The sequence below is a fragment of the uncultured Cellulomonas sp. genome (genome assembly GCF_947494015.1).
In the GTDB taxonomy this organism is placed as follows: domain Bacteria; phylum Actinomycetota; class Actinomycetes; order Actinomycetales; family Cellulomonadaceae; genus Pengzhenrongella.
The window spans coordinates 27,632-54,172 of the sequence record NZ_CANLTL010000013.1; the positions used below are offsets into that span (position 1 = coordinate 27,632).

20 protein-coding genes and 2 tRNA genes are annotated in these 26,541 nt (G+C 75.7%); 16 read left to right on the forward strand and 6 right to left on the reverse strand.

The features are described from left to right. The first annotated feature begins 7 nt into the window (after positions 1-7). On the forward strand, positions 8-919 hold the full coding sequence (locus tag Q0840_RS14325) for a RimK family alpha-L-glutamate ligase (RefSeq protein ID WP_298460508.1): 912 nt from the start codon (positions 8-10) through the stop codon (positions 917-919). 76 nt (positions 920-995) lie between these two features. On the opposite strand, the gene Q0840_RS14330 is transcribed toward Q0840_RS14325, so the two are convergent. From Q0840_RS14330 to Q0840_RS14340, 3 genes are all read right to left on the reverse strand, one after another. Next, a tRNA-His gene (locus Q0840_RS14330) sits at positions 996-1,069 on the reverse strand. Positions 1,070-1,175: 106 nt separating this feature from the next. Continuing rightward, complete coding sequence (gene orn / locus Q0840_RS14335; RefSeq protein ID WP_298460509.1) at positions 1,176-1,829, reverse strand: oligoribonuclease; 654 nt, start codon at positions 1,827-1,829, stop codon at positions 1,176-1,178. A gap of 185 nt (positions 1,830-2,014) precedes the next feature. Beyond that, the gene (locus Q0840_RS14340; RefSeq protein WP_298460511.1) at positions 2,015-2,140 is read right to left on the reverse strand and encodes a hypothetical protein; all 126 of its coding nucleotides are present in this window, start codon (positions 2,138-2,140) and stop codon (positions 2,015-2,017) included. A gap of 166 nt (positions 2,141-2,306) precedes the next feature. On the opposite strand from Q0840_RS14340, the gene Q0840_RS14345 reads away from it, so the two are divergent. Next, complete coding sequence (locus Q0840_RS14345) at positions 2,307-3,065, forward strand: phosphatase PAP2 family protein (RefSeq protein ID WP_298460513.1); 759 nt, start codon at positions 2,307-2,309, stop codon at positions 3,063-3,065. 18 nt (positions 3,066-3,083) lie between these two features. Here the strand turns inward: Q0840_RS14345 and Q0840_RS14350 are convergent, their stop codons facing one another. After that, positions 3,084-6,149 (reverse strand): efflux RND transporter permease subunit, encoded by a 3,066-nt coding sequence (locus Q0840_RS14350; RefSeq protein ID WP_298460515.1) that lies wholly within the window; start codon positions 6,147-6,149, stop codon positions 3,084-3,086. Between the two features lie 144 nt (positions 6,150-6,293). On the opposite strand from Q0840_RS14350, the gene Q0840_RS14355 reads away from it, so the two are divergent. From Q0840_RS14355 to Q0840_RS14370, 4 genes are all read left to right on the forward strand, one after another. Then, the gene (locus Q0840_RS14355) at positions 6,294-6,878 is read left to right on the forward strand and encodes a MarR family winged helix-turn-helix transcriptional regulator (RefSeq protein WP_298460518.1); all 585 of its coding nucleotides are present in this window, start codon (positions 6,294-6,296) and stop codon (positions 6,876-6,878) included. Positions 6,879-7,048: 170 nt separating this feature from the next. After that, entirely contained in the window at positions 7,049-9,010 is a 1,962-nt protein-coding gene (locus Q0840_RS14360) for a SpoIIE family protein phosphatase (protein ID WP_298460520.1), read from the forward strand. Beyond that, positions 9,007-9,363, forward strand: coding sequence for an STAS domain-containing protein (locus Q0840_RS14365; RefSeq protein WP_298460523.1), 357 nt, complete (start codon positions 9,007-9,009; stop codon positions 9,361-9,363). The genes Q0840_RS14360 and Q0840_RS14365 overlap by 4 nt, the downstream gene beginning before the upstream one ends. Next, a complete protein-coding gene (locus Q0840_RS14370; protein WP_298460525.1) occupies positions 9,360-9,749 on the forward strand; it encodes an STAS domain-containing protein in 390 nt (129 codons plus the stop codon). Before Q0840_RS14365 ends, Q0840_RS14370 begins: the two co-directional genes overlap by 4 nt. 116 nt (positions 9,750-9,865) lie before the next feature. Here Q0840_RS14370 and Q0840_RS14375 read toward each other — a convergent pair. Together Q0840_RS14375 and Q0840_RS14380 are read right to left on the reverse strand one after the other, a co-directional pair. Continuing rightward, a tRNA-Arg gene (locus Q0840_RS14375) sits at positions 9,866-9,938 on the reverse strand. 76 nt (positions 9,939-10,014) lie between these two features. Beyond that, positions 10,015-11,892 carry a gamma-glutamyltransferase family protein gene (locus Q0840_RS14380; protein ID WP_298460527.1) on the reverse strand — a complete coding sequence of 626 codons (1,878 nt, stop codon included), beginning with the start codon at positions 11,890-11,892 and terminating at the stop codon, positions 10,015-10,017. Positions 11,893-12,002: 110 nt separating this feature from the next. Here Q0840_RS14380 and Q0840_RS14385 point away from each other — a divergent pair, with 110 nt between their 5' ends. The 10 genes from Q0840_RS14385 to Q0840_RS14430 all read left to right on the forward strand — a co-directional run bounded on the left by Q0840_RS14385 (position 12,003) and on the right by Q0840_RS14430 (position 26,372). Next, a complete protein-coding gene (locus Q0840_RS14385) occupies positions 12,003-13,679 on the forward strand; it encodes a GTPase (protein ID WP_298460529.1) in 1,677 nt (558 codons plus the stop codon). After that, on the forward strand, positions 13,676-15,319 hold the full coding sequence (locus Q0840_RS14390; RefSeq protein ID WP_298460531.1) for a GTPase: 1,644 nt from the start codon (positions 13,676-13,678) through the stop codon (positions 15,317-15,319). Before Q0840_RS14385 ends, Q0840_RS14390 begins: the two co-directional genes overlap by 4 nt. 84 nt (positions 15,320-15,403) lie before the next feature. After that, on the forward strand, positions 15,404-16,018 hold the full coding sequence (locus Q0840_RS14395) for a single-stranded DNA-binding protein (RefSeq protein ID WP_298460533.1): 615 nt from the start codon (positions 15,404-15,406) through the stop codon (positions 16,016-16,018). Between the two features lie 171 nt (positions 16,019-16,189). Continuing rightward, positions 16,190-17,872 (forward strand): energy-dependent translational throttle protein EttA, encoded by a 1,683-nt coding sequence (gene ettA, locus Q0840_RS14400; RefSeq protein WP_298460535.1) that lies wholly within the window; start codon positions 16,190-16,192, stop codon positions 17,870-17,872. 6 nt (positions 17,873-17,878) lie between these two features. Beyond that, on the forward strand, positions 17,879-19,942 hold the full coding sequence (locus tag Q0840_RS14405; protein WP_298460537.1) for a dynamin family protein: 2,064 nt from the start codon (positions 17,879-17,881) through the stop codon (positions 19,940-19,942). Further along, positions 19,939-21,597 (forward strand): GTPase, encoded by a 1,659-nt coding sequence (locus tag Q0840_RS14410; protein WP_298460539.1) that lies wholly within the window; start codon positions 19,939-19,941, stop codon positions 21,595-21,597. Before Q0840_RS14405 ends, Q0840_RS14410 begins: the two co-directional genes overlap by 4 nt. An 87-nt stretch (positions 21,598-21,684) precedes the next feature. After that, on the forward strand, positions 21,685-22,179 hold the full coding sequence (locus Q0840_RS14415; protein ID WP_298460565.1) for a thioesterase family protein: 495 nt from the start codon (positions 21,685-21,687) through the stop codon (positions 22,177-22,179). Then, positions 22,176-22,931: a glycosyltransferase family 2 protein gene (locus Q0840_RS14420; RefSeq protein ID WP_298460567.1), complete on the forward strand. Its 756-nt coding sequence runs from the start codon at positions 22,176-22,178 to the stop codon at positions 22,929-22,931. The genes Q0840_RS14415 and Q0840_RS14420 overlap by 4 nt, the downstream gene beginning before the upstream one ends. 103 nt (positions 22,932-23,034) lie before the next feature. Continuing rightward, positions 23,035-25,071 (forward strand): bifunctional diguanylate cyclase/phosphodiesterase, encoded by a 2,037-nt coding sequence (locus tag Q0840_RS14425; RefSeq protein WP_298460569.1) that lies wholly within the window; start codon positions 23,035-23,037, stop codon positions 25,069-25,071. Beyond that, on the forward strand, positions 25,068-26,372 hold the full coding sequence (locus Q0840_RS14430) for an APC family permease (RefSeq protein ID WP_298460571.1): 1,305 nt from the start codon (positions 25,068-25,070) through the stop codon (positions 26,370-26,372). The genes Q0840_RS14425 and Q0840_RS14430 overlap by 4 nt, the downstream gene beginning before the upstream one ends. Positions 26,373-26,541: the final 169 nt, after the last annotated feature.

The window sequence follows — 26,541 nt, forward strand, 5'->3', positions numbered from 1 at the left end:
TGCGGCCATGACGACGCCGCGGATCGCCCTGGCCACCTGCTCCACCTTCCCCGGACTCGACGCCGACGACGCGCCGGTGATCGGCGCCCTCGACGCCCGCGGGGTGCAGGCGGTCGCCGCCGTGTGGGACGACCCCGCGGTGGACTGGAGCACCTTCGACCTCGTCGTCGTCCGCAACACCTGGGACTACTCGCCGCGCCGCGAGGACTTCCTCGCCTGGGCGTCGTCCCTGCCCGCCGTCGCCAACCCCGCGTCCGTGCTCGCGTGGAACACCGACAAGGGGTACCTGCGCGACCTGGAGGCGGCCGGGCTGCCGACCGTGCCGACCATCTGGCTGGACCCGGCCCGCAACCTGACCTCGCGGGCCGTGCACACCCGGTTCCCGGCCACCGGCCACTTCGTCATCAAGCCGACGGTGAGCGCGGGCGCCAAGGACGTCGGGCGCTACGACGCGAACGAGGCCGACGAGCGCGGGATGGCGATCGTGCACGCCCGCGACCTGCTGCGAGCGGGCCGGCACGTGATGATCCAGCCGTACCTGTCCCGCGTCGACACCGCGGGCGAGACGGCACTGGTGTACGTGGACGGGCGGTTCAGCCACTCGGTGCGCAAGGGCCCGCTGCTCGAGGGCCCGTACCGGGGCGTCGAGGGCCTGTTCAAGCCCGAGGAGATGGCCGCGCGCGAGGCGACCGACGAGGAGCGGGCGATCGGCGACCGGGTCGTGGCGGCCGTCGCCGACCTGGTCCCCGGCGCGGGCGACGGGCCGCTGCTGTACACCCGGGTCGACCTGCTGCAGGGGCCGGACGGCGCGCCGGTCGTCCTCGAGGTCGAGCTCACCGAGCCGTCGCTGTTCCTGTCCTTCGCCGACGGCGCGCTCGACCGGTTCGCCGACGCCGTCGCGGCGCGCGTCGCTGCCTAGGCGGGCCGTCGCGGCGGCGCGGCATCGACGAGACGAGGAACGGCGTCCGGCCCAAGGGCCGGACGCCGTTCGTGCGGGTGGCTAACGGGACTTGAACCCGCGACCCCCTGGACCACAACCAGGTGCTCTACCAGGCTGAGCTATAGCCACCATGACCGGCGTCGTGCTGACCGGCCGACGAGAAGTGTAGCGGGTTTCGCGGCGGTGCCTTGACCGGCGTCCGGCACCACCCGGTGGGGCGGCGACGGCGCGTCGCTCAGCGCGCCCCGGCGACGTCGTCGCGACGGGCCACCGAGGTCGCCTTGACCTCGGCGGCGATGGCCCTGGCGCTCGCAGAGTCCGGTCCGGGCAGCGGCACCAGCAGCGCCGCCCGGTAGTAGCGCAGCTCGTCGATGCTCTCCAGGATGTCCGCCAGCGCGCGGTGCCCGCCGGACTTCTCGGGGGAGGCGAAGTACACCCGCGGGTACCACCGGCGGGCGAGCTCCTTGATCGAGGACACGTCGATGATCCGGTAGTGCAGGTGCTGCATCAGCTCGGGCATGTCCCGGTCGAGGAACGCCTTGTCGGTGCCGACCGAGTTGCCGGCCAGCGGTGCACGGCCCGGCTCCGGGATCCACTCGCGCAGGTAGGCCAGGATCCGTGCCTCGGCGTCGGCCAGCGTGGTGCCGTTCGGCAGGTCCTCGAGCAGTCCGGACGTGGTGTGCATCTCGCGCACGAAGTCGCCCATCTGCTCCAGGGCGTCCGCCGGGGGCGTGATCACGACGTCGACGCCCTCGCCCAGCACGTTCAGGTCGGAGTCCGTGACGATGACGGCCACCTCGACCAAGGCGTCGGCGCCCAGGTCCAGGCCGGTCATCTCGCAGTCGATCCAGACGATGCGGTCGTTGCTGCCGGTGCTGTTGACGCTCACCGGCTCAGGGTACGGGTGCGGCGGCCGTGCGCGCGGTGCCCGCCACGTGCGGACGGGCCCGACCCGTCGTGGGTCGGGCCCGTCCGGTGGGGCGGATCGGCCTGGTGGCCTGCGTGGTGGTCTGCCTGAGGTTCTGCCCGGAGCTCTGCCGGGCCTCAGGCACGCCGGACGCCGGCATGCGGCGCTCAGCGCAACCCGAGGTGGAGCGGCAGGGTCGCCGCGGGGCTGCTCCGGCGGGCGGCGACCAGCCGGTCGATGCGGTCCGCCGAGCGGCGGGACCACAGCGAGCTGCGGACGGGGAGGCGGTACATCGGTGTCTCTCTTCGTGACGTGGTGGGGATGGGCCTGGCCGGGCCCGGGACGTCACCGCGGTGTGCTCACCTCACCACCGCGCCACCGGCCGGGGCACGTCTTTTTCGGCCGGGCCGTCGTGCCCTCGGACGGCGCGCCGGAGGAGCCGCAGGTAGCGTTCGCCGGATGCCAGCCACAACCCCCGTCCGTCGCGCCGTGACCTGGTACGCCCACCAGCCGGTGCTGCGCGCCGTCGTCCCCGGGGTGCTGCTGATCGGCCTCGGCGTGCTGGTCTTCGGCGCGATGTACGACGCGGTCGACGAGCGCGACGACTTCTCCCTGCTGGACCGGCCCGTCCTGGAGTTCCTCGTCGCGGCGCGCAACGACGTCGCGACCTCCTTGCTGGCGGGGCTGACCTTCATCACCGGGCCCACCGTGCTGCCGATCGTCGTCCTGGTGGTGTGCCTGGTCTGGGGGCGGGTGCGACGCGAGTGGTGGCGACCGCTGCTGCTGGCCGGGGCGATGATCGGCTCGACCCTGCTGTCGCTCGCGGTCAAGGGGCTGGTCGCCCGGCCCCGGCCGCCCGAGGAGACGATGTACATCCCCGGCTCGGAGACGACCGGCTCGTTCCCGTCCGGGCACACCATCGGGACCGCGACGTTCCTGTTCGTCGCGGCGTACCTCGTGGCCAGCCGCAGCCGCACGACCCGGTCGGTCGTGGGGTGGCTGCTGCTGAGCCTGGTCGGCGTCACCGCGGTGGCGCTGAGCCGGCTCTACCTGGGGTACCACTTCCTGACCGACGTCATCGCCGCGACCGGCCTGGCCCTCGCCGTGGTCGGCGTCGTGACCGTCGTCGACCGCTTGCACGTGCTGCACGGGCTGCCGCGTAGCGAGCCGGACCCGGGCTGGAGCCCGCAGCCGCCGCGGAACCTGCCCGGGACCTAGCCCGCCGGGGGACCCGGCTCAGGCGGCGTGGCGCACCCGGCGCCCGCGGTGGCCGCGCAGGCGCTCGACCGCGAGGTACAGCACCGGGACCAGGACCAGCGTCAGCAGGGTCGAGGACACGAGCCCGCCGATCACCACGATGGCCAGCGGCTGGGAGATGAACGCGCCGCCGCCGGTGAGGCCGAACGCCATCGGCGTCAGGGCGAGGATCGTCGCGGCCGCGGTCATGAGGATCGGCCGCAGCCGCTGCCGGGCGCCCTCCAGCACCGCGTCGCGCGGGGAGCTGCCGCCCTCGCGGTACTGGTTCACGAGGTCGATGAGCACGATCGCGTTGGTCACCACGATGCCGATCAGCATGAGCATCCCGATCAGCGCCGCGACCCCCAGCGGCACCCCGGTGACCAGCAGCAGGCCGAGCGCGCCGATCGCCGCGAACGGGATCGACACCAGCAGGATCAGCGGCTGCACGAGCGAGCGGAAGGTCGCGACCATGACCAGGTAGACGATGGCGATCGCGACGACCAGCGCGAGGCCGAGCTGCCCGAACGCCTCGCTCTGGTCGGCCGAGACCCCGCCGACCTCCGCGGAGGCGCCCGCCGGCAGCTCGAGGTCGTCCAGCGCGGACTGCAGCGCGGCGGTCAGCGACCCGAGGTCGTCGCCGACCGGGGTGGCCGACACCGTGACGCTGCGGTCGCCGTCGACCCGGGTCACGGTGGTGGGCACCTGGACCTCCTCGACCGCGGCGAGCGCGGCCAGCGGGACGACCCCGGTCGCCGTCGGCACTGGGGTGGCCCGCAGGGCGTCCAGGTCGGCCGGCTCGGCACCGGCGGACAGCACGACGTCGAGCACGCCGTCGTCCAGCGTGACCGACCCGACGGGGACCGCCTGGATGGACCCGGCCACCACCTGGGCGACGGCGGCCTCGCTCAGTCCCGCGGCCGCGGCGGCGGCGCGGTCGACGACGACCTGCACGGTGGGCTGCACGACCGCCGCGTTGCTCGTGACGTCGGAGACGCCGTCGATGCCGCGGACGACGTCCAGCACGCGGGCCGAGGCCTCGTCCAGCGCGGCGTCGTCGGTCGCGGTGACGACGACCTCGACGGCGGAGGCGAAGCCCGTGTCGCCGCCGCTGACGGTGATCTCCCCGGCGTCGGGCAGGTCGGCGACCTCCGCCCGGACGGTGCCGAGCAGGGCCTCGGCGTCCGCGTCGGGGTCGGTGGTGACGGCGAACGAGGCGTCCGAGCCGCCACCGAGGAAGGCGGCGAAGCCCTCGCCGCCGCCGACGGTGGTCTGCACGGTCACCACGCCGTCGACGTCCAGCAGGACCTCCTCGACGGCGCGGGCGGCCTCGTCCTTGGCGGCGAGCGACGTCCCCGGCTCCAGGACCTGGCTGACCGTGAGGGTGTTCTGGCCCGAGTCGCCGAGGAAGTTCGTCTTGAGCAGCGGCGACGCCGCGCCGGTGGCGACCAGCAGCACGACGGCGACGGCCACCGTGACGACCGGGTGGCGGATCGCCGCGCGCAGCACGGGCAGGTACCCGCGCTGCAGCCGGCCGCGGCGCTCGTGGACGTCGGCCTCGGCGCGCACGGCCTCGGCGTCGACCTCGCCGGCGGGCGAGCGCAGGAACACCGAGGCGAGCACGGGAACGATCGTCAGCGAGACCAGCAGGGACGCCAGCAGCGCGATGGTCACGGTCATCGCGAACGGCCGGAACAGCTCGCCGACCTGGCCGCCGACGATCGCGATCGGCAGGAACACCGCGACGGTCGCCAGCGTCGAGGACGTGATCGCGGTCGCGACCTCCTTGACGGCCGTGAAGATCGCGCCCGCCTTCGGCTCGCCGTAGGACAGGTGCCGCTTGATGTTCTCGATCACGACGATCGAGTCGTCCACCACGCGCCCGATGGCGACGGTGAGGGCACCGAGCGTGAGGATGTTGAGGCTGTACCCGCCGACGTACAGGCCGATGAAGGTCACCAGGACGGACAGCGGGATCGAGATCGCCGTGACCAGCGTCGACCGGATCGAGGTGAGGAACACCAGGATCACCACGACGGCGAACAGCAGGCCGAGGCCGCCCTCGGTGGTCAGTCCCTCGACCGACTGCTCGATGAACGGGGCCTGGTCGAAGACGACCGAGAAGGTGGCGTCGCCACCGAGGACCTCCTCGAGCTCGGGGCGCAGCTCGTCGACCGCGTGGGACACGTCCACGGTGTTGCCGGCGGGGGTCTTGGTGATCGCGACGGCCAGGCTCGGCTCGCCGTTCGTGCGGGCCAGCGAGGTCGCCGGGGCCTCGGTGCGGACGACCTCGGCGACGTCGCCGAGGGTCAGCGGCGCACCGGCGCCGCCGAGCAGCGGCAGCGCCCGGACGTCGTCCACGGTCGACAGGCCCTGCCCGGCCTGGACGGTCAGCGTCCGGTCCCCCTCGGTGAGGGTCCCGAGCGGCAGCAGCGAGCCGTTCTGCGCCAGGGCGTCGCTCACCGCGGTGGGGGACAGCCCCGCGGTGAGCAGCGCGATCTGGTCGAGCCGGATCTCGATCCGCTCCACCGGGGCGCCGGACACGGTGACGTCGCGGACGCCGTCCAGCGCGGACAGGCGCGGGACGACGTCGGCCCGCACCCGGTCGGCGAGCTCGCCCAGGTCGCCGGGGGACGCCACGGCGAGCTGCACCACGGGGAAGTCGTCGAGGCTGCCGGCGATCACGGTCGGCTCCACCTCGTCCGGCAGGCCGGTGCCCGAGGCGCGAACCGCGGACTCCAGCTCGCGCTGGGCGGCGTCCAGATCCGTGCCGTACTCCAGGTCGACCAGGACCGTCGCCACGCCGGTGCTCGACGTGGACGTGACGCTCTCCACGCCGTCGAGGGTCCCGGCGGCGTCCTCGAGCGGGATCGTGACCTGCTGCTCGACCACCTCCGGGGCCGACCCGGGATACGGCGCGACCACGGCCAGGGTCGGGATCTGCAGCGACGGGATGAGCTCGAGCTTGAGCGACGTCAGCGACACCACGCCGAAGACGGCGATCAGCACGGTGGCGAGCGCGACCAGGGCGCGGTTGCGCAGGCTGAACTGGGCAAGGCGTGACATGGCTCTCCGGGCGGGGCTGACTGGCGGGCGGACGGCTGGGTGCGGACGGCGGGGTGCGGACGGCTGGCTGCCGACGCCGAGTGCGGCGACGGGTGCTGGAGTAGAGTAAGCCTCAGGCTAATGGTTCGGCGGAGGCTAACGAGGTTGGAGCGGGGAGCCGGCGGGTACGCGGGCGGTGCGGGCGGTGACGGGCTCGACCCGGCCGGCGTCGACCCGTGTCCTGCCGACCCGTCCCGGGCCGACCTGCTCGACCGGCTCCGCGCCGACACGCACGCGGTGTCGACCTTCGCGGCGCGGCGCGGGATGGACCCGGTGATGTCCCTGCCGCTGACCATCCAGCAGCTCAAGCTGCTGATGGTCGTGGTCACCGCGGGGCCGGTGACCACGCACCACGTCGCCGAGGACCTGGGGCTCACCGCCGCCACCGTGTCCGGCATCGTGGACCGCCTGGTCGAGCGCGACCTGGTCGTGCGGGACCACGACGCGAGCGACCGGCGCATCCGCCCGCTGCGTGCGACGCCGGCCGGGGTCGCGATCGTCGACGGCCTGACGAAGGTCACGGCGTGGCACGAGCAGGAGGTCCTGTCGCGGCTGGCGACCGACGACCTCGCGGCCCTCGTGCGCGGGTTCGGCGCGCTGCGCCGAGCGGTCGACGAGCTGGCGGCGGGCGGGTCCGGCCCGGCCGGGGGCGGGTTCGGCACGCCGGGGGACGGCCCGGCTGCCCGCTGACACCGGCGACGCACGGGCGGCGTCTTTCACCCGCTCGGTCGCCGGCGGCCCGGTCGAAGCACCACCGCGCACTCACGAGCCGCGCCATGATGAGCCGGTGGTGACCCGCGGTCCGTGCGGGCACCGGTCCACCATCTCGTCGGTCCCGCCGAGCGCGTGAGGGAGCCCCCGTGGTCCGTCGCCGAGGGCAGCACCCGCCGGGGACCGCCACGCCGCAGCGCCGGGCCGGGGACGGCGTCGAGGCGTCCGCCCCGCGCCGGCAGATGGTCGCCATCGGGCTGGCCGGGATGGTGCTGCCGATCGTGCTGGTCGGCACCGCGCTGGACGCGCTGGAGGACGTCGAGGCCGCGCACGACGACGTCGGGCGCATCACCGACGCGCAGGCGCACTTCCAGGACGCCGACATGGCGCACGACGCGCTGATCGCCGACGCCTACCGGCTGCTGCGCTCCGACCGGCCGGCGGCGGGGAACCCCGGTGCCGAGGTGGACCGCGACGTCGAGGCCTACCTCGGCTTCCTCGCCGAGGTCGACGACGTCCCCGAGCTCCCCGACCAGGTCACCGCGCTGCTGAGCGCGATCCGCCCGCAGCAGGAGCAGTACGCCACCACGGCGACGCGGCTGCGGGCGCTCGCGACGACGGACCCCGTGGCCGCGCGCGCCGTCCTGGACGACCTGGACCGTCAGTACGAGGCGCTGACCACGGTCCAGGCGAGCGTCACCGACGCGATGGCGTCGGAGGCCGACCAGCGCCAGCGGGGCGCCGACGCCGCCCGGGCGCACGTGCGCTGGCGGGTGGTCAGCGCCGCGCTCGCGGCCGTGGTCGCCATGCTCGGGCTGACCCTGCTGCTCGGCCGGCTGGGCGGCGCGCTGGGGCGCACGCTCGCCCGCGAGCGCGGCGTCGCCGAGTCGCTGCAGCGCAGCCTGCTGCCGGACCGGCTGCCGCACGTGCCGGGCGTGGACCTGGCGGCGCGCTACCAGCCCGGCGCGGTGGGCACCGAGGTCGGCGGGGACTGGTACGACGTCGTCCCGCTGCCCAGCGGCGAGGTGGGGCTGGTGATGGGCGACGTCGTCGGGCACGACCTGGAGGCCGCGGCCAGCATGGGCCAGCTCCGCAACGCGCTGCGCGCGTGCGCCGCGGAGGGCGCGGACCCGCACACGGTGCTCGAGCGCCTCAACCGGCTCTGCCTCCAGCAGGACCTCGGGTCGATGGCGACGGTGCTGTACGCCGTGCTCGACCCCGTGCTGGGGACCGTCCGGATGGCCAGCGCGGGTCACTACCCGCCGCTGCTCGTGTGCGAGGACGGCGCGGATCGCCTGCGGACCGCGGAGTTCCTCGAGCCGGAGCCGCACCCGCCGATCGGCGCGGTCCGTGAGGTGCAGTACGTCACCACGGTGCACCGGCTTCCCCCCGGGAGCCTGCTGCTGCTGTACACCGACGGCCTGGTCGAGAGCCGCGACCTGCCGGTGGCGGACGGCATGGCCCGCCTGCGCGAGCTCGCGGCCGTCCCGGTCGGGACGCCGGACGAGACGTGCGACGCGCTGCTGACCGGGATGCTCGGCGGCCGGCCGCCGCAGGACGACGTCGCTCTGCTCGCCGTGGCACCGTGCGCGCGGCTGGGGTCGCAGCTCCGGCTGGTCCTGCCCGCGCACGCGGAGCAGCTCGCCGTGCTGCGGCGCACGCTCGAGCGGTGGCTCACCGAGGCCGGCGCGAGCGACCCGGAGGTCTTCGAGATCACGGTCGCCTGCTCGGAGGCCACGACCAACGCGATCGAGCATGCCTACGGCCCCGGCCGGGCGGACGTCGAGGTGACCTGCCAGGCCACCGACGGGCTGGTGCGCCTGACGGTGCGGGACTGGGGGCACTGGCGCGAGGCACGCGGCCGCGACCGCGGGCGCGGGCTGTCGCTCATGCGCGAGCTGATGGACGACGTCGTGGTCACCCACGGCGAGCGTGGCACCCACGTGGAGCTCACCCGCCGGCTCGCAGGCGGCGACGACGGCTCGGCCGCGGCGGGCGACACGGCGGCCGGGCCGTCCGCCCACTCGCCGTCCGCCCACTCGCCGTCCGCCCACTCGCTGTCGGCCGACACACCGGCGGCCGGCCCGGCCGGCGACCGGATCCGGGCATGAGCACGCCCGGGGTCGAGGAGTCCGGCCAGGCGGGGTGGCCCCTGGTGCGGCTGTCCGGCGCGATCGACCTGGCCAACGTCGAGCCGCTCGGCTCGCGCCTCGAGCGCGCGGTGAGCAACCACGCCCTCGGACTGGTCCTGGACCTGTCCGCGGTCACCTACCTGGACAGCACGGGGGTGCGGCTCATCTACCGGCTCGCGCGCCAGCTCGGCGACCGGCAGCAGTCGCTGCGCCTGGTCGTCCCGGACGGCTCGCGGATCCGCCGGGTGCTGTCGCTCGCGGGTGTGGCGTCGGTCGCGCTCGTGGTCCACGATCGGGCCGACCTGGCCCGGCACGAGGAGGAGTCGCCATGACCGCCCGCGAGGCCACGTCGTTCTCGCAGTCGCTGCACGCCGGAGCCGTCGTCGTCGAGGCCCACGGCGAGCTCGACGTCGCGACCGCACCCGCGTTCCGCACGGCCGTGCGGAACGCCGTCGACACCGGCCGCGCCCTGGTCGTGGTGGACCTCGGGCACGTCTCGTTCCTCGACTCCGCGGCCCTGTCCGTGCTGTTCGCGGCGCAGCGCGGGCTGCCGCTCACGCAGCGGATCACGCTCGTGGAGGTGCCCGAGCGGATGCGCCGGATGCTGCGGGTGTCCGGCGTGGACGCGGTGGTCGACGTGCACGGGCCGGGCGCGCCGCGGCCCTGGCTGGACGACGGCGGGAACGGGTGGGCGGCGGGCTCCTCGCCCGACCGCTGAGATGGGCGCCGTCGTCGGGCATGGCCCCAGCCGGGCGGCCGGCAGGCGGGTCCCGGCAGGTGAGAGGCGGGCTACGGCCGGTGAGCGGAGCCACAGCCGGCGGGACCGGCCTGGCGCGCCCCCAGCAGGACTCGAACCTGCAACCTACGGATTAGAAGGCCGTTGCTCTATCCATTGAGCTATGGGGGCCGGGGCCGCGCGGCCCGCACCCGTACAGCGTCGCACAGCGGCCCGGCGCGTTCGATCCGGGCCGGCGGGCAGCCGGTCAGCGACCGACCGCGTACGCCTGCATGCTGCGGGCGGTGGCCGCGCCGCGGAGCATCCCGTCCGGGCGGGTGCCCACGGCGCTGAGCCGGCCCAGCGACCACGGGCCGGTGACGGTGACCCGGTGCCCGCGCCGGCGCAGCTCGGCCAGCACGTCCGGCCCCAGCCGATCCTCCGCGTGCAGCCCGCGCAGCTCGATCTCCCGCGGGTCGAAGGACGACACGAGGTGGGTGGTGTGCCAGGTGGGCTGGTCGATCGCCTCCTGGATGCCCATCCCGAACACGAGGTGGTTGAGCAGGAACGGCAGCTGCCACTGGTCCTGCTGGTCGCCGCCGGGCGTGCCGCAGGCGAGCTCGGCGGCGCCGTCGCGCAGCACGAGCGTCGGGCTGAGGGTCGTGCGCGGTCGCTTGCGCGGAGCCAGCGAGTTGGGCAGGCCCTGCTCCACCCAGAACATCTGCGCGCGCGTCGGCAGCGGGAACCCGAGCGCGGGGATGACCGGCGAGCTCTGCAGCCAGCCGCCGCTCGGGGTCACCGACACCACGTTGCCGCGGGAGTCGACGACGTCGAGGTGGCAGGTGTCGCCCCGCGCGACCCCGTCGGTGCCGGTGCGCGGGTCGGTGCCGGTCAGCGGGTCCGGTCCCGCGTCGGGGGCGAAGGTCGGCTCGCCGACCCCCGCGGCGCGGGCCGACGACCCGCCACCGTCCCCGCCCCGACGGGCGGCCTCGACCTCGGCCAGCACGCGCTGCGGCAGCCGGGGCTCGCGGCCACCGGGACGCCCCGGCCGCAGCTCGTCGGACGCCTCGGTGCCGATCAGCGCGCGGCGCTCGCCGGCGTAGGCCGCGGACAGCAGGTCGTCCAGGGGCACGTCGGTGTGGTCGGGGTCCCCGTACCAGGCGTCCCGGTCGGCCAGGGCCAGCTTGGCGCCCTCCACCACGGCGTGGACCAGCTCGGCCGAGCCTGGCCGGGTGTCGGTGAGGTCCAGACCGGCGAGCACCCGGATCTGCTGCAGCAGTGCGGGGCCCTGCCCCCACGGCCCGGTCTTGGCGATCGTGCGGCCCGCGAGCTCGGCGGTCGCGGCGCGCTCCTCGCGCACCCGCCACGACGCGAGGTCGTCGTAGCGCAGGAACCCCGCGTGCGGGCTGCCCGAGGCGTCCATGACCGACGTCGACGCGCTAAACCGGTCGATCTCCTCCGCGACGAACCCCTCGTAGAACGCGGCGCGCGCGGCCTCGATCCCGGCCTCCCGGTCCGGACCCGCGGCATCCGCGGCCGCCACCAGACGCTCGAGCGTCTCGGCCAGCGCGACGTTGCGGAACCGCTCACCGGGCCCCGGGGGACGGCCGCCGGCGAGGTAGACCGCGGCCGACGTGGGCCAGTGCTCGCTGAACATGTCCGCGACCCGCGCCACCGTCGCCGCGGCCTGGGGCAGCATCGGCGCCCCGGACCGCGCGTTCCCGATCGCGTACTGCAGGACGTCGCGCACCGGCAGCGTCCCGTACCGCGCCAGCAGGTCCATCCAGGTACCGAAGGCGCCCGGGACGACGGCGGGCAGCAGCCCGGTGCCCGGGACGAGGTCCACGCCGAGATCGGCGAACGCCTCGGCGGTCGCCAGGGCCGGCGACGGTCCCTGGCCGCTGAGCACGAACGGCTCGCCGCTGCCGGCGACGCACCCGATCACCGGCACGTCACCGCCCAGGCCGTTCAGGTGCGGCTCGACGACGTGCAGGACCATCCCGGTCGCCACCGCGGCGTCGAACGCGTTGCCGCCCGCCTCGAGCACCGCCATCCCGGACTGCGAGGCGAGCCAGTGCGTGGACGCGACCATGCCGACGGTGCCGACGAGCTCGGGACGGGTGGTGAACGGCGGTGGCGTGCTCATCCCGGCATGCTCGCACGGTGGTCCGGCGTGCGCCGGTGCGGGCGGATCCGCCGCCCCCGCCCCGGCGCGGGCGTTTGGAGCGACCGACGGCGCTACGGGAGGATGGGACGGTGAGCCTGCAGCCGGTTGTCGACGCGACCGACGCGAGCCGCGAGCCGTCCGCCGAGCCCTCGGTCGGGGCGCCCGCCGTGACGCCGTCCCTGCTCGACGCCGTCCGGGATCTGCGGCGCGACGTGCAGCGCACCCGGTTCCCCCTGGAGATCCCCGGTGTCCAGGGCGCCCGCGCGTCGCGCGGGCAGCTCCTCGACCAGCTGTCGGACCACCTCCTGCCGCGGCTGGAGGAGCTGTCCGCACCCGCGGTGGTCGTGGCCGCCGGGTCGACCGGCGCCGGGAAGTCCACCCTGGTGAACTCGCTGCTGGGCACCGAGGTCTCCGCGGCCGGCGTGCTGCGGCCCACGACCCGCCGCCCGGTGCTCGTGCACCACCCCGCCGACGCAGATCTGCTCGCCGACCACCCGCTGCTCGGCGCCGTCGACGTCGTCGTGCACGACCGGGTCCCGCGCGGGATCACGCTGCTCGACGCCCCGGACCTCGACTCGGTGCTCACCCAGAACCGCGAGGTCGCGCACCGCCTGCTCGAGGCCGCGGACCTGTGGCTGTTCGTGACCACCGCGGCGCGCTACGGCGACGCCCTGCCGTGGCGCGTGCTGGAGGGGGCGATGGCCCGGGGCGCGTCCGTCGCGATGGTGCTCAACCGAGTCCCGGCGCAGGCGCTGGCGACGGTGCGAGGCGACCTGCTGATGCGGCTACGTGAGCGGGGGATGCAGGCGGTGCCGCTGTTCACCGTGCCCGACGCCGGGCCGCACGAGGGGCTGCTGGACGCCGCCGCCGTCGCGCCGATCCACCGGTGGCTGACCACCCTGGCCGGCCCGGACCGGGCGCGCGCCGTCATCGCCCGCACCCTGCGTGGGTCGCTGACGTCCCTGCGGTCGTGGGTGGGCAGCCAGGCGGACGCGGTCCAGGCGCAGGTCGACGCGGCGTCGGTGCTGCGGGTGGAGATCGCCGCCGCGGTCTCCGGTCCGGCCGGGGCCGCCCAGGCGTCGGTGCTGGCCGGTGCGCTCGCGGACGGACCGGCGCGGGTGCGCTGGACCGACGCCACGACCGGGCCCGGGCCGCTGACCCGGGTGCTGGGACGGTCCGGCAGGCTGCGCGGGACCCGGCGGACCGCCCGCCGGCGCGAGGCGGCGCTGGTCACGCTCACGGACGACCTGCGGACGTCGGCCGCGGCGAACCTGGTCGCGGCGGGCGCCGCCGGCGAGGTCGCGCTGCGGTCCCGGCTGGCCGCGCCGTCGGCGCCACCCGGAGCCGCCGGGCTCGTCGAGGGCTGGCCCGCCGCCGACCACGTCGCGGCCCGCGAGCGTGACGCCGCCACGGCGGCCGCGGCCTGGGTGGCCGAGGCCGAGACCGCGGTCGGGGACCTGCTGTCCGGGCCGGAACGCCGCCGCGCCGGCGACGCCGCCGCCGCGCTGGGTCCACGAGGTCTGGCCGCCGTCGTGCTGGCCGCCGCCGCCGGGCTCGAGCCGGCCTCCGCGCTGCTCGATGCGATCCTGCCGGGCGACGGCGCCGCCCTCGCGGACCGGCTCCGGTCGTCGCTCGCCGCGCAGGCCCGCGCGGCGGTGGACCGCGAGGCGGAGTCGCTCGAGGAGCTGCTGGGCGTCGCGGACCTCGCACCCGACGCCGCGTCGCGGCTGCGGCTGCGGCTGGCCGTGCTCAAGGGGCTGACATGACCCAGTCGCACGACGGACGGCACGTGGGACGCCCGGCCGGGCCGCCCGGCGCCGCCGGCGCCGGGGGAGCACCCGCCCGCGGGGCGCACCGCTCGCTGAGCTCCGAGCTCACCGGCCGCGTCGAGGCGCTCGATGCCGCGCTGGCCGCCGCCGGGGACCGCCTGACGCCCGGCGTCGCCCAGGACGTGCGGCGCACCGTCGCCGCGGTGCGCGACCGGCTGGGCCGCGGCATCGACCACACCCTGGTCGCGCTGGTCGGCGGCACCGGCTCGGGCAAGTCGAGCCTGTTCAACGCGTTGTGCGGGCTGCCCCTCGCCGACGTCGACGTACGACGACCCACGACGTCGGAGGCGACCGCGTGCGTCTGGGGCCGGTCGGGGGAGGCGCTGCTCGACTGGCTCGGCGTGGCGCCCGGCCGCCGGTTCCAGCGCGAGACGGCGCTCGACGGCGACGCCGAGGCCGACCTGCGCGGGCTCGTCCTGCTCGACCTGCCCGACCACGACTCGGTGGCGTCCGGCCACCGCGAGGTGGTCGACCGGCTGCTGCCGATGGTCGACCTGCTCGTGTGGGTGGTGGACCCGCAGAAGTACGCCGACGACGCGCTGCACTCGGCGTACCTGCGCGCGCTGGTGGGGCAGGAGGCCGCGATGGTCGTCGTGATGAACCAGGTCGACACCGTGCCCGCCGACGTCCGCGACCGCCTGCTGGCCGACGTCGGGCGCCTGCTCGCCGAGGACGGACTGGTCGGGGTGCCGGTGCTGGCGACGTCCGTCCCCGAGGGCACGGGCATCACCGAGCTGCGCGCCACCCTCGCCGGGGTGGTGGCCGGCTCCAGCGTGGCGGCCGTCCGGGCCGGCGCGGAGCTCGCCGTGGCCGGCCGCGCGCTCGCCACGGACGTCGCACCGGCGGTCGAGCTCTCGCCCGACCACCTGCCCACCGGCGCCGTCGTCGACGCCCTGGTCGACGCGGCGGGGCTGCCCGCGATCGCCGACGCGGTGGGCGCCACCGTGCAGCGGGGCACCGGCGCCGTCGCGCCCGTCGGCGCGGTGCAGGCGCACACCGTGGGACTGGCTCGGCACCGCTGGCTGGGCGAGGTGGGACGGGGTCTGCCGGTCGGGTGGCGGCGGTCCCTCGACGAGCGCCTGCCCGCGTCCGCCGAGCTCGCCCAGGCGGTGGGATCGGCGCTGCCCGGCGTCACGCCGGCCGCCCGGCGGTCGCGTGCGGCGACCGCGTTCGCGTTCGCCTCGGTCGTGCTGGGTCTGGCCGCGGTCGCGGTCGCCGGGGCGCTGGGGGCCGATGCGCTGCTGGGCACCGACGTGGCCGACGCCGTCGCGGGGGTGCCGGTCACGGCGGGGCTCGGGGCGGGGTTGGCGGTGCTGCTCGCCGTGCTGGCGCTCGGGGCCTGGGCCGTCGCCCGGTCGGCGCGCCGCCGCGCTGCGCGGCGCCGGTCCGCGACGGTCCGGCGCGAGGGCCGGGCCGCCGTGGAGGACGTCGTGGCGCACCGCCTCGTGGAGCCGACGCTGGCGCTGCTCGCCGAGCACCGGCATGTGCGTGACCTGGCCGGCACGGCCGCCGCCGATGACCACCCGATCGCGCCGGCGACCCCAGGCGCACCCGCCGCGACGCCGTCCACCGGCTGACCGGATCGGCGCTCGCCGGGCCGGTGCGACCGGCGAGCCTCGAGCACCGGGTCGGCGCCGTCGACCCTCGCGCGAGGAGGAACGATGAGCACGAGCGACCCGACGCTGACCCTGGTCGGATGGGTGGGGACCGAGCCCAGGCACTACACCGGTGCGACCGTCACGCCGTTCACCAGCTTCCGGATGGCCACCACCCGGCGGTGGTTCGACCGGACCCAGAACACGTGGGTCGACGGCCGCACCGAGTGGTTCACGGTCAAGAGCTGGCGGCAGTCGGCGCTCAACGTCGCCGGCTCGCTGCGCAAGGGCGACCCCGTGCTGGTGCACGGGCGGCTCGCGACCGAGCAGTGGGACGGCCCCGACGGGCCGCGCACGTCGCTCGTGCTCGAGGCGCTGGCGATCGGGCCGGACCTCACCTACGGCCGGGCGAGCTTCGCGCGGACGGTGCACGTCACGTCCGGGCACGGCGACTCCGGCGGCGCCGGTGGCGCGGGCGGTGGCGGTGCGGGCGGTGACGGGACCGGGTCGACCGACGCGGCCGACCTCGGCCTCGACGACCCGTGGGCGACCGACGTCGGCGGACCGCCGCCCGGCATCGCGACCGACGACTCCGCCGAGGGGGACGCCATCGCCGAGGGGGACAGCGCGCACCGGACCGACGTCGGCGACGACGTCGACGTGCTGGACCCGGTGCGCTGACGCCGCACCGTGGCGACGCGGGACCGGGGCCGGGTGGCCCCGGTGCCCACGTCCGCCCCGCTCGCCGTAGGCTGGGGAGTCGTGGCCGCCGCGCCCGACAGCACCGACAGGTGCCGGTGGCGGCCGGACCGGACAGCACCCGACATCGAGCGTGAGGCGGACGACGAGCCCGTGGCTGAGTTCATCTACTCCATGTACAAGGCGCGCAAGGCGCACGGCGACAAGGTCATCCTCGACGACGTCACCCTGAACTTCCTGCCCGGCGCGAAGATCGGCGTCGTCGGCCCCAACGGCGCCGGGAAGTCCACGATCCTGAAGATCATGGCCGGCCTGGAGCAGCCCTCCAACGGCGAGGCCCGGCTCTCGCCCGGCTACAGCGTGGGCATCCTCATGCAGGAGCCGGACCTCGACGAGACCAAGACCGTGCTGGGCAACGTGCAGGACGGCGTCGCCGAGCTCAAGGGCCAGATCGACCGGTTCAACGAGATCTCGGCCCTGATGGCGGAGCCCGACGCCGACTTCGACTCGCTGCTCGCCGAGATGGGTGAGCTGCAGGAGAAGATCGACGCGGCCGACGGGTGGGACCTCGACGCCCAGCTCGAGCAGGCGATGGACGCGCTGCGGTGCCCGCCGCCGGACGCCGACGTGTCGGTGCTCTCCGGTGGTGAGCGCCGCCGGGTCGCGCTGTGCAAGCTGCTGCTGGAGAAGCCGGACCTGCTGCTGCTCGACGAGCCCACCAACCACCTCGACGCCGAGAGCGTGCTCTGGCTTGAGCAGCACCTGTCGCAGTACGCGGGCGCCATCCTGGCCGTCACCCACGACCGGTACTTCCTGGACCACGTCGCGGAGTGGATCTGCGAGGTGGACCGCGGACGCCTGTACCCGTACGAGGGCAACTACTCCACCTACCTGGAGAAGAAGCAGGCCCGCCTGGAGGTCCAGGGCAAGAAGGACGCCAAGCTGGCCAAGCGGCTCGCCGAGGAGCTGACCTGGGTGCGGATGAACGCCAAGGGCCGCCAGACCAAGTCCAAGTCCCGCCTCGCGCGCTACGAGGAGATGGCGGCCGAGGCCGACCGCACCCGCAAGCTGGACTTCGAGGAGATCCAGATCCCGCCGGGCCCGCGCCTGGGGTCGGTCGTGATCGAGGCGAAGGACCTGGAGAAGGGCTTCGACGGGCGGGTGCTCATCGACGGGCTGTCCTTCACCCTCCCGCGCAACGGCATCGTCGGGGTGATCGGGCCCAACGGCGTCGGCAAGACGACGCTGTTCAAGACGATCGTCGGCCTGGAGTCCCTCGACGACGGCCAGCTCAAGATCGGCGAGACGGTCAAGCTGTCCTACGTCGACCAGAACCGCGGCGGCATCGACCCGAAGAAGTCCCTGTGGGAGGTCGTCTCCGACGGCCTGGACTACATGAAGGTCGGCAACACCGAGATGCCGTCCCGTGCCTACGTCGCGGCCTTCGGGTTCAAGGGTCCCGACCAGCAGAAGCCAGCCGGCGTGCTGTCCGGTGGGGAGCGCAACCGGCTCAACCTCGCGCTGACCCTCAAGCAGGGCGGCAACGTGCTGCTGCTCGACGAGCCCACCAACGACCTGGACGTCGAGACGCTGGGGTCGCTGGAGAACGCCCTGCTGGAGTTCCCGGGGTGCGCCGTGGTCGTCTCGCACGACCGGTGGTTCCTCGACCGGGTGGCGACGCACATCCTGGCGTACGAGGGCACCGAGGAGAACCCGTCGAGCTGGTACTGGTTCGAGGGCAACTTCGCCGCCTACGAGGAGAACAAGGTCGCCCGGCTCGGACCCGACGCGGCCCGTCCGCACCGGGTCACGTACCGCAAGCTCACCCGGAGCTGACCGCCGGTGACCACGGGCGTCGGGGACGAGGGCACGGTCGCTGACCGGTCCTCGGCGGAGCTGCTCGCTGCCCTCGTGGGGCTGCGGGGAGCCGTCGCCGAGGTCCGGCTGCCCCTCGACGTCGCCGGCGCCGAGGAGCAGCGCGACGCCCGCACCCAGGTGCTGGACCAGCTCGACGACTACCTGCTGCCGCGCTTGCGGGCGGCCGCGGCCCCGCTCCTGGTGGTGGTCGGCGGGTCCACCGGCGCCGGCAAGTCGACCCTGGTCAACTCCCTGCTCGGCGCCCCGGTCAGCCGCAGCGGGGTGCTGCGGCCGACCACGCGCTCGCCCGTGCTGGTCCACCACCCCCTGGACGCCCAGTGGTTCCGGGGCGACCGGATCCTGCCCGGCATGGCGCGGCTGACCGGCGACGCGGCCGACGGCGGGTCCGCACGCGCCCTGCGGCTCGCGGCGTCGGACGCCCTGCCGCCCGGTCTGGCGCTGCTCGACGCCCCGGACATCGACTCGGTGGTCGCCGAGAACCGCCGGATCGCCGCGCAGCTGCTGGGCGCGGCGGACGTCTGGCTGTTCGTCACCACCGCCGCCCGGTACGCCGACGCCGTCCCCTGGGACCTGCTGCAGGACGCCGCGCGGCGGCACGCCCAGGTCGCGCTCGTGCTGGACCGTGTGGACCCCGGTGCCCGGGAGGCGGTCGCGACGCACCTCGCGTCGATGCTCGCCGAGCACGATCTGGGCGACTCCCCGGTCCTCGTGGTGCCCGAGTCGCCGCTCGAGGACGGCATGCTGCCGGCGCACACCGTGACGCCGGTGGCCGACTGGCTCACCGCGCTCGGCGGCGACGAGGCGACCCGTCAGGCGGCGATCGCCCGCACGCGGGACGGCGCGACGGCCGACCTGGTCGAGCGGGCCGGTGCGCTGGCGACCGCCGCCGACGAGCAGCGGGCGGCCGACGCCCACCTGCGCCGGGTCGTCACCGACGCCCACGAGGACGCCGCCCGGACGGTGCGGCAGGCGACGTCGGACGGCACGATGCTGCGCGGGGAGGTGCTCGCGCGCTGGCAGGACGTCGTGGGCACCGGGGAGTTCCTGCGCGCGGTCGAGCAGCGGGTCGGCCGGATGCGGGACAAGCTGACCGCCGTCGTCCGGGGCCGTTCCACGGCGGAGCCCGAGCTCGCGCAGGCGATCGGGCACGGACTCGAGGCCGTCATCCAGGACGCCGCCGAGGGCGCCGCCGAGCGGTCGTACACCGCCTGGCGTGCCGACCCTGCCGGTGCCGCCCTCCTGGACGGGCTCGAGCTCGCGCGGGGCGGCAGCGACCTGCGGGCCCGTATCGCCGAGCAGATCCGGGGCTGGCAGTCCGACGTGCTGTCCCTGGTCGCCGAGGAGGGCGCCGACAAGCGGTCCACGGCTCGGGCGCTCTCCCTCGGCGTCAACGGGCTGGGCGCCGCGCTCATGGTCGCGGTGTTCGCCTCCACCGGTGGGCTCACCGGCGCCGAGGTGGGCATCGCCGGTGGGTCGGCCCTGCTGGCCCAGCGGCTGCTGGAAGCGGTGTTCGGCGACGACGCCGTCCGCCAGCTCACCAAGGTCGCGCACCAGCGTCTGGACCAGCGGGTCGGCGACGTGCTCGCCGCCCAGGCGCAGCGGTTCACGGTGCAGCTGGACGCGCTCGGCGCCGGCCAGCCCGGCGGGACCGCACTGCGCGACGCGGTCACCCGGGTGCGCACGGCCGCGGCCGCGGTCGCCCCCAGCAGCGCGGCGGGCCCGGTCGACGCCGCCACCGGGCTGCGGCTCGGGACCCCGACGTCCGGGGTCGGCCGTGCCGGGGACGGCGTCGGCGGGGCGAGCTCCGGCCGCGGTCGGCTGCGCGGCGCCGGGCTGACCTCACCGGCCGCGGGCCGCGTCGGGGCCGCCGGCACGCACGCCGGTGCGCCCGCCGGTTCGCTCGGGCCGGCGGGCGCGGGCGGTGACGAGACGACGGCGGTGGACGCCCGGGCGCCCCGGCCCGCCCAGCCCGAGCCCGGTGGGCTGCGTGGCTGGTGGCAGCGGTTCACCCGCGGTCCGGACGCATGAGTCGACGTGGACCGGACCTGGCGACGCGGGTGGCTGCGCTCGCCGAGGCCGTCGACCTGGGGGCCGGTCGGCTGCCGGAGGTGGCCCTCGACGGCGCCCGCGGGGTCGCGACGCGGGCCCGGGAGCGGGCGGCGCTGTCCCCGGACCACACCGTGGTCGCGCTGGCCGGGTCGACGGGGTCGGGCAAGTCGTCGCTGCTCAACGCGCTCGCGGGCGAGGAGATCGCCCGGGCCGGCGTCACGCGACCGACCACCGGCCACGCGTCGGCCGCCGTCTGGGCGCCCGCCGGGGACGCCGGCGACGTGCCCGGGCGGGACACCGACGACGCCGGTCACCTGCTCGACTGGCTCGAGGTCGGCTCGCGCCGCTACCTCGGGCCGGCCGGCGCGCACCCCTCCCCGGGAGCCCCGACAGCGGCCGGGGCGGTACCCACGGGGCTGGTGCTGCTCGACCTGCCGGACCACGACTCGGTCGTCGTCGAGCACCGCATCCGCGCCGAGCGGCTGGTCGAGCGGGTGGACCTGCTCGTGTGGGTGATGGACCCCCAGAAGTACGCCGACGCCGCGCTGCACGAGCGGTACCTGCAGCCGCTCGCCGGGCACGGCGACGTCGTCGTGCTCGTGCTCAACCAGGTGGACCGGCTCTCCGACAGCGAGCGGGAGGCGTGCCTGGCCGATGTGCGCCGGCTGGCCGCCGAGGACGGGCTGCCGGGCGTGCGGGTCCTGGGCGTGTCGGCGGCGACCGGCCACGGCCTGGACGCGCTTCGCGAGCTGCTCGCCGACGCCGCCCGTCGGCGGGTCGCCGCGACCGCACGGCTGACCGCGGACGTGCGCGACGCCGCCCGGCGGCTGGCGGACGCGTGCGGGGACCCCGTCCCCGCCAAGGTCCGGGGAGCCGCGCGCGAGGAGCTCGTCACCGCGCTGGAGCAGGCCGCCGAGGTCCGGACGGTCGTGGCGGCCGTGCGGTCGGCCTCGGCCCGGCGGGCCCGGGCGGTGACCGGGTGGCCCCCCACGCGGTGGCTCGCGCGCTTGCGGCCCGACCCGCTGCGTCGCCTGCACCTGGACCAGCCCACCGACCGTCCGGACCTGGCCCGCACCTCGCTGCCCGGTGCGGGCGCCGCAGCGCGGGCCCGCGCGAGCAGCGCCGTGCGCGCGTACGCGGACACCGCGACCGCCGGCGCACCCGACGCGTGGGTGATCGCCGCCCGGGAGGCCGCCGCCGCGCCCGGCCTGTCGGACGCGCTCGACCAGGCCGTGGCGGGCACGCGGCTCGACGCCGAACGCCGGCCGGTCTGGTGGCGACTGGTCGGCGTCCTCCAGTGGATGCTGCTCGCCGCCCTGGTCGGCGGACTGGCATGGCTCGGCGTGCTGGCCGGGCTCGCCTACCTCCGGCTGCCCGAACCGGTCACGCCGATGTGGTGGGGCATGCCCGCGCCGACCATGCTGGTCGCCGGCGGGCTGCTGCTCGGGGTTCTGCTGGCGCTGCTGTCCCGGTTCGCCGCCTCGGTGGGAGCGAACCGGCGGGCGGCCCGGGCACGCACCCGGCTGCGGGCCGCCGTCGCCCGTGTCACCGACGCCCGGGTGGTCGAGCCGGTCGCCGCCGAGCTGGCGGCGCTCGAGGGGTGCCGGGTCGCGGCCCGGACCGCCGCCCAGTGACCGCGCGCTCAGCGACCGCACCCAGCGGTCCCCCCGCCCGGAGGGATCCCGCCCGGTGATCCCCGGCCACGACAGGAGAAGGTGCCGATGAGCCGCCTCAGGGTCCCGGTCCAGCTGCGCTGGGCCGACATGGACGCGTACGGGCACGTCAACAACGTGCAGATGCTCCAGCTGCTGGAGGAGGCTCGGATCGAGGCGTTCTGGTCGCACCCGGACGCCGCCGAGGGGGAGCGGCCCACCGCTGTGCTCGACGCCGGACCCGGCGCCGCCACGACCACCCTGGTCGCCCGGCAGGAGATCGAGTACCTCCGGCCGCTCGCGTACCGCCGGGCCCCGGTCGTCATCGAGCTGTGGGTCGGGCACCTCGGCGGGGCGAGCATCGACGTCTGCTACGAGGTGCGCGACGCCGCCACGCCGACCTCCGGTCCGGTCGTCTACGCCCGGGCCTGCACCACCCTGGTCCTCGTGGACACCACGACCGGCTCGCCGCGGCGCATCAGCGACGCCGAGCGTGCGGCATGGTCGCCGTACGAGGGCGAGATGGTGACGCTGCGCCGCCGTCGGACGCCCGACGCCGGGTGAGCGCGCCCCCGACGCTGCGGACCTCCGTCGTCGTGCCCGCGCACGACGAGGAGGCGCTGCTCGGCGCGTGCCTGGCGTCGCTGGCGCGGCAGACCCGGCCGCCCCTGGAGGTCGTCGTCGTCGACAACAACTCCCGCGACCGGACCGTGCAGATCGCGCGGGCGTACGGCGCGCGCGTGGTCACCGAGCCCGTGCAGGGGATCTGGCCCGCGGCGGCGACCGGCTACGACGCCGCGGCCGGTGACGTGATCGCCCGCTGCGACGCCGACTCGGTGCTCCCGCCGGACTGGGTCCAGCGGATCGAGGACGCGTTCGCCGGCGACGCGGGCCTGCGCGCGGTCACCGGGCCGGGGGTGTTCGCCGGGCTGGGGCCGGTGCGGCGCCGGCTCGCGGACGTGCTGTACATGCGGGCGTACTTCGTCCTGGTCGGGCTGGCCCTGGGCCACCCGCCGCTGTTCGGCTCCAACCTCGCCATGCGCGCCGAGGCGTGGCGCGCGGTGCGCGGCGAGGTGCACGCCGCGTCCGACGCCGTGCACGACGACATCGACCTCAGCTTCCACATCGGCCGGGGGACCCAGATCCGGCTCGACCCCTCGTTGCGCGTCGACATCTCGGCGCGGCCGCTCGGTGACGTGCGCGGGATGGCGCTGCGCGTGGTGAAGGGCTTCCGGTCGGTCCGGATCCACTCGCCGGGGGACGGGCCCTGGGCGCGGTACGGCCAGAAGCTGCTGGCGGCGACCGGACGGGACTGACCGGTGCCGGTGCCGGTGCCGGTGCCGGTGCCTGGTGCTCGTGGGGGCATCACCCGGACGGATGAGTCCGTCACGATCCGGGCGGGACGTCCGATAGCCAGGTGTGGACATCCGCCGGCACGTCGAGCCCCGGGACGCCGTCGTGGCGGCGCGGACCGCCGGCGCGCTCGTCGTCATCGGCGCGGCGGTGACCGCCGTGGTGGCCGTCGTCGGCCGCGTGGGCGGCGGCACGGGCGGTGGCAGGGGCGGCGTCGCGACGATCGCGCTGCCGGTGCTGCTGCTGGTCACCGGCCTGGTGCTGCTGTCGCGGTGGGGGCCCCGGTCGTGGCTGCTGCTCGCGCTGGCCCCGCTCGTCGGGCTCGGGGCGATCGCCGCGATGGACCTGGGGACCCACGACGCGACGGCCGCGGGCCACATCTTCTTCTGCTACCCGGTCCTGTACGCCGCGTCGCACCTGCGCACCGGCGCCGCCGCCGTCGTCACCGCAGCCGCCGTGGCCGCCGACGCCGTCGTGGCGTTCCACGTGTCACCGCCGGACCGGGCGCTGACCGACGTGCTCTACATGACGACCACCCTCGTGGTGATCGCCGTCATCCTCGTCGGCAAGGGACGCCGCCACGACGTCATCGTGCACGAGCTGCGGCGGGGGGAGCGGGCCCTGACCCGGCAGGCGACCCACGACGCGCTGACCGGCCTGCCGAACCGCGTGCTGTTCCACGAGCGGCTGCGGTGCGCGCTCGCGGGCGGGGGGCGTCCTGGCCCGGCCACCCGTCCCCCCGCGCCTGCGGACGGTCCGGGACGCCCGCAGTGCCCGGCGCCGGGCCCGGACCCGACCCACGACCGGCGAGCGTCCCGACGGTCGTCCGGCGTCGCCGTGCTGTTCTGCGACCTCGACGGGTTCAAGGCCGTCAACGACAGCCTCGGCCACCGTGCCGGCGACGAGCTGCTGCGGGTGGTGGCTCAGCGGCTGCGTGACGGGGTGCGGGACGTGGACCTCGTCGCCCGCCTGGGCGGGGACGAGTTCGCCGTCCTGCTGCGCGACGTCGACCAGGACGCCGCGCGCGCCGTCGCGGACCGCGTGCTGGCGGCCGTGGCCGACGCCGTCCCCGTCGCGGGGGAGCACGTGCACGTCGGGATCAGCATCGGCATCGCGCTCGGGTCGTGCGGGGTGGGCGCCGACGTCGACGCGCTTATCCGGGAGGCCGACGTCGCCATGTACGAGGCGAAGGCCGCGGGCCGAGGCAGGCACGTGCTGTTCACCCCGCAGATGCTCGCCGCCCAGGTCGAGCAGGCGTCCCTGGTGCAGGACCTGCACGGCGCGGTGTCCCGCGGGGAGCTGTTCGTGGAGTACCAGCCGGTCGTCGACCTCGGCACGGGCCTGGCGGACGGGATCGAGGCGCTGGCCCGGTGGGCGCACCCCCGGCGGGGCCTCGTCCCGCCGGCCACGTTCATCCCGCTGGCCGAGAAGGCGGGGCTCGCCGGTGAGGTGGGAGCGTTCGTGCTGGCCACCGCCCAGCGCGACGCCCGGGCGTTCGCCGCCTCGGCCGGGCGGCAGGTCAGCATCGGGGTGAACGTCTCCGCGCGTCAGCTGGCCGACGGCGGCATCCTCGAGCACATCGAGGCCGGCCGCACCGAGGCGCTGCAGCTGCTGGTCGAGGTCACCGAGACCACTCTGCTGCGTGCCGACGTGATCCCGGTGCTCGAGGAGCTGCGCCGCCGGGACGTGCGCGTCGCGATGGACGACTTCGGCGTCGGACGGTCCTCGATCGCCGCGCTGAGACTGATGCCCGTGGACGCGATCAAGCTGGACCGCGCGTTCACGGTGGACGTGTCGTGGGACCCGCGGGCCGCCGCCGTCGTGCGGGCCGTGTCGACCATGGCGCGCGAGCTCGAGCTCAGCCTGGTCGCGGAGGGCATCGAGACCGTGGAGCAGCACGAGGCGCTGACGGGGCTGGGATGCCGGCTCGGCCAGGGCTACCTGCTCGCCCGACCCATGGGGGCACCGGCGCTGTGCGACTACCTCACCGCGGCCGCGGCCGCGGGCGCGCCCGTCGCGGACCGGCGACGGGACGACGTCCGGCAGGTCGGCTCGTCCCTGCGGCTGCGGACGGAGCGCGCCGCCCCTAGCGTGCTCGGGTGAGCGACCAACGACGACAGGTGTCCCTGACCGGCTCGGTCTCCCTCGGCACGGGGGTGATGGTCGGCGCCGGGATCTTCGCACTGGTGGGCCAGGTCGCCCAGCTCGCCGGTCCCTACGTGCCGCACGCGTTCCTGGCGGGCGCCCTCGTCACGGCGGTCAGCGCGTACTCCTACGCCCGGTACTCCGCCGCCAACCCGAGCGCCGGCGGCATCGCGATGCTGCTCAAGGCCGCTTACGGGCCCGGATTCATCACGGGGTCGTTCGCCCTGTTCATGTACGTCTCGATGGTGGTGGCCGAGAGCCTGCTCGCGCGGACCTTCGGCACGTACGTGCTGCGTCCGTTCGGCCTGCAGGACTCGCCCGTCCTGGTTCCCGCGCTCGGTGTGGTGGTGATCGCCGTCGCTGCGGCGGTCAACATCCGCGGGACGCGGCTCGTGGAGGGGTCGGCGGTCGGTTCGGCGGTGATCAAGGTGATCGGCCTGGCCGCGCTCGCCGTCGCCGGGCTGGTCGCCGCAGGAGCGTCCGGGATCGGGGACGCGCTGCTCGCGCCGTCCGGCACCGACCGCGCCGACGGGTGGATCGGGGTCGTGGGCGCGACGACGCTGTGCGTGCTCGCGTACAAGGGGTTCACGACGATCACCAACCAGGGTGACGACCTGCGCGACGCCCGGCGCAACCTGCCGCGGTCCATCGGCCTGTCGATCGTGCTGACCACGGTCGTGTACCTGCTGCTGACGACGGCGGTCACCGCGAACCTGGACGTCGCGGGGATCATCGAGGCGCGCGACTACGCCGTCGCGGCGGCGGCCGAACCGGCCTTCGGGTCGTGGGGCGTCAACCTGACCATCGTGCTCGCCGCGGTGGCGACGTTCTCCGGGCTGCTCGCGAGCATCTACGCCGTGAGCCGGCTCTACGACATGCTGCACAGCATGGGCCACGTGCCCGAGCTGCCCCTGTCACTGCACCGGCAGCCGGTGCTCATCACGGCCGGGCTCGCGATCCTGGTGACCGTCTTCTTCGACCTGAGCCAGATGGCGTCGATCGGTGCGCTGCTCTACCTGACCATGGACGTCGTCGTGCAGTGGGGTGTCGCGCGGCGGCTCGCCGGGGACATCTCCGCGCGGCGGTGGATCCCGGTGGTCGCCATCGTGCTCGACGTCGTCGTGCTCGGCGCCTTTCTCGTGCTCCGGATCCAGCAGCACCCGTCCGCCGTCGTGGCCAGCGTCGCCATCGCAGGCGCCATCCTCGCCGCTCAGGCCGTGGTCGCGCGGCACCGGTCACGCGAGGACAGCGAGGTCTGAGGGGTCGTCGGCGGGCCGCTGCGGTGCGATCGCGGGCGTCCGCCGTGAGATGGGTCCGCCGGAGCTCTGCTGGATGCCGCTGGGCGGCGTCCGGCACCGGCTGAGGCAGCTCAGCGCGGTCAGCCCCCCGTCACGCGACCAGGCCGTCACCGCGACGACCGGCGTCACG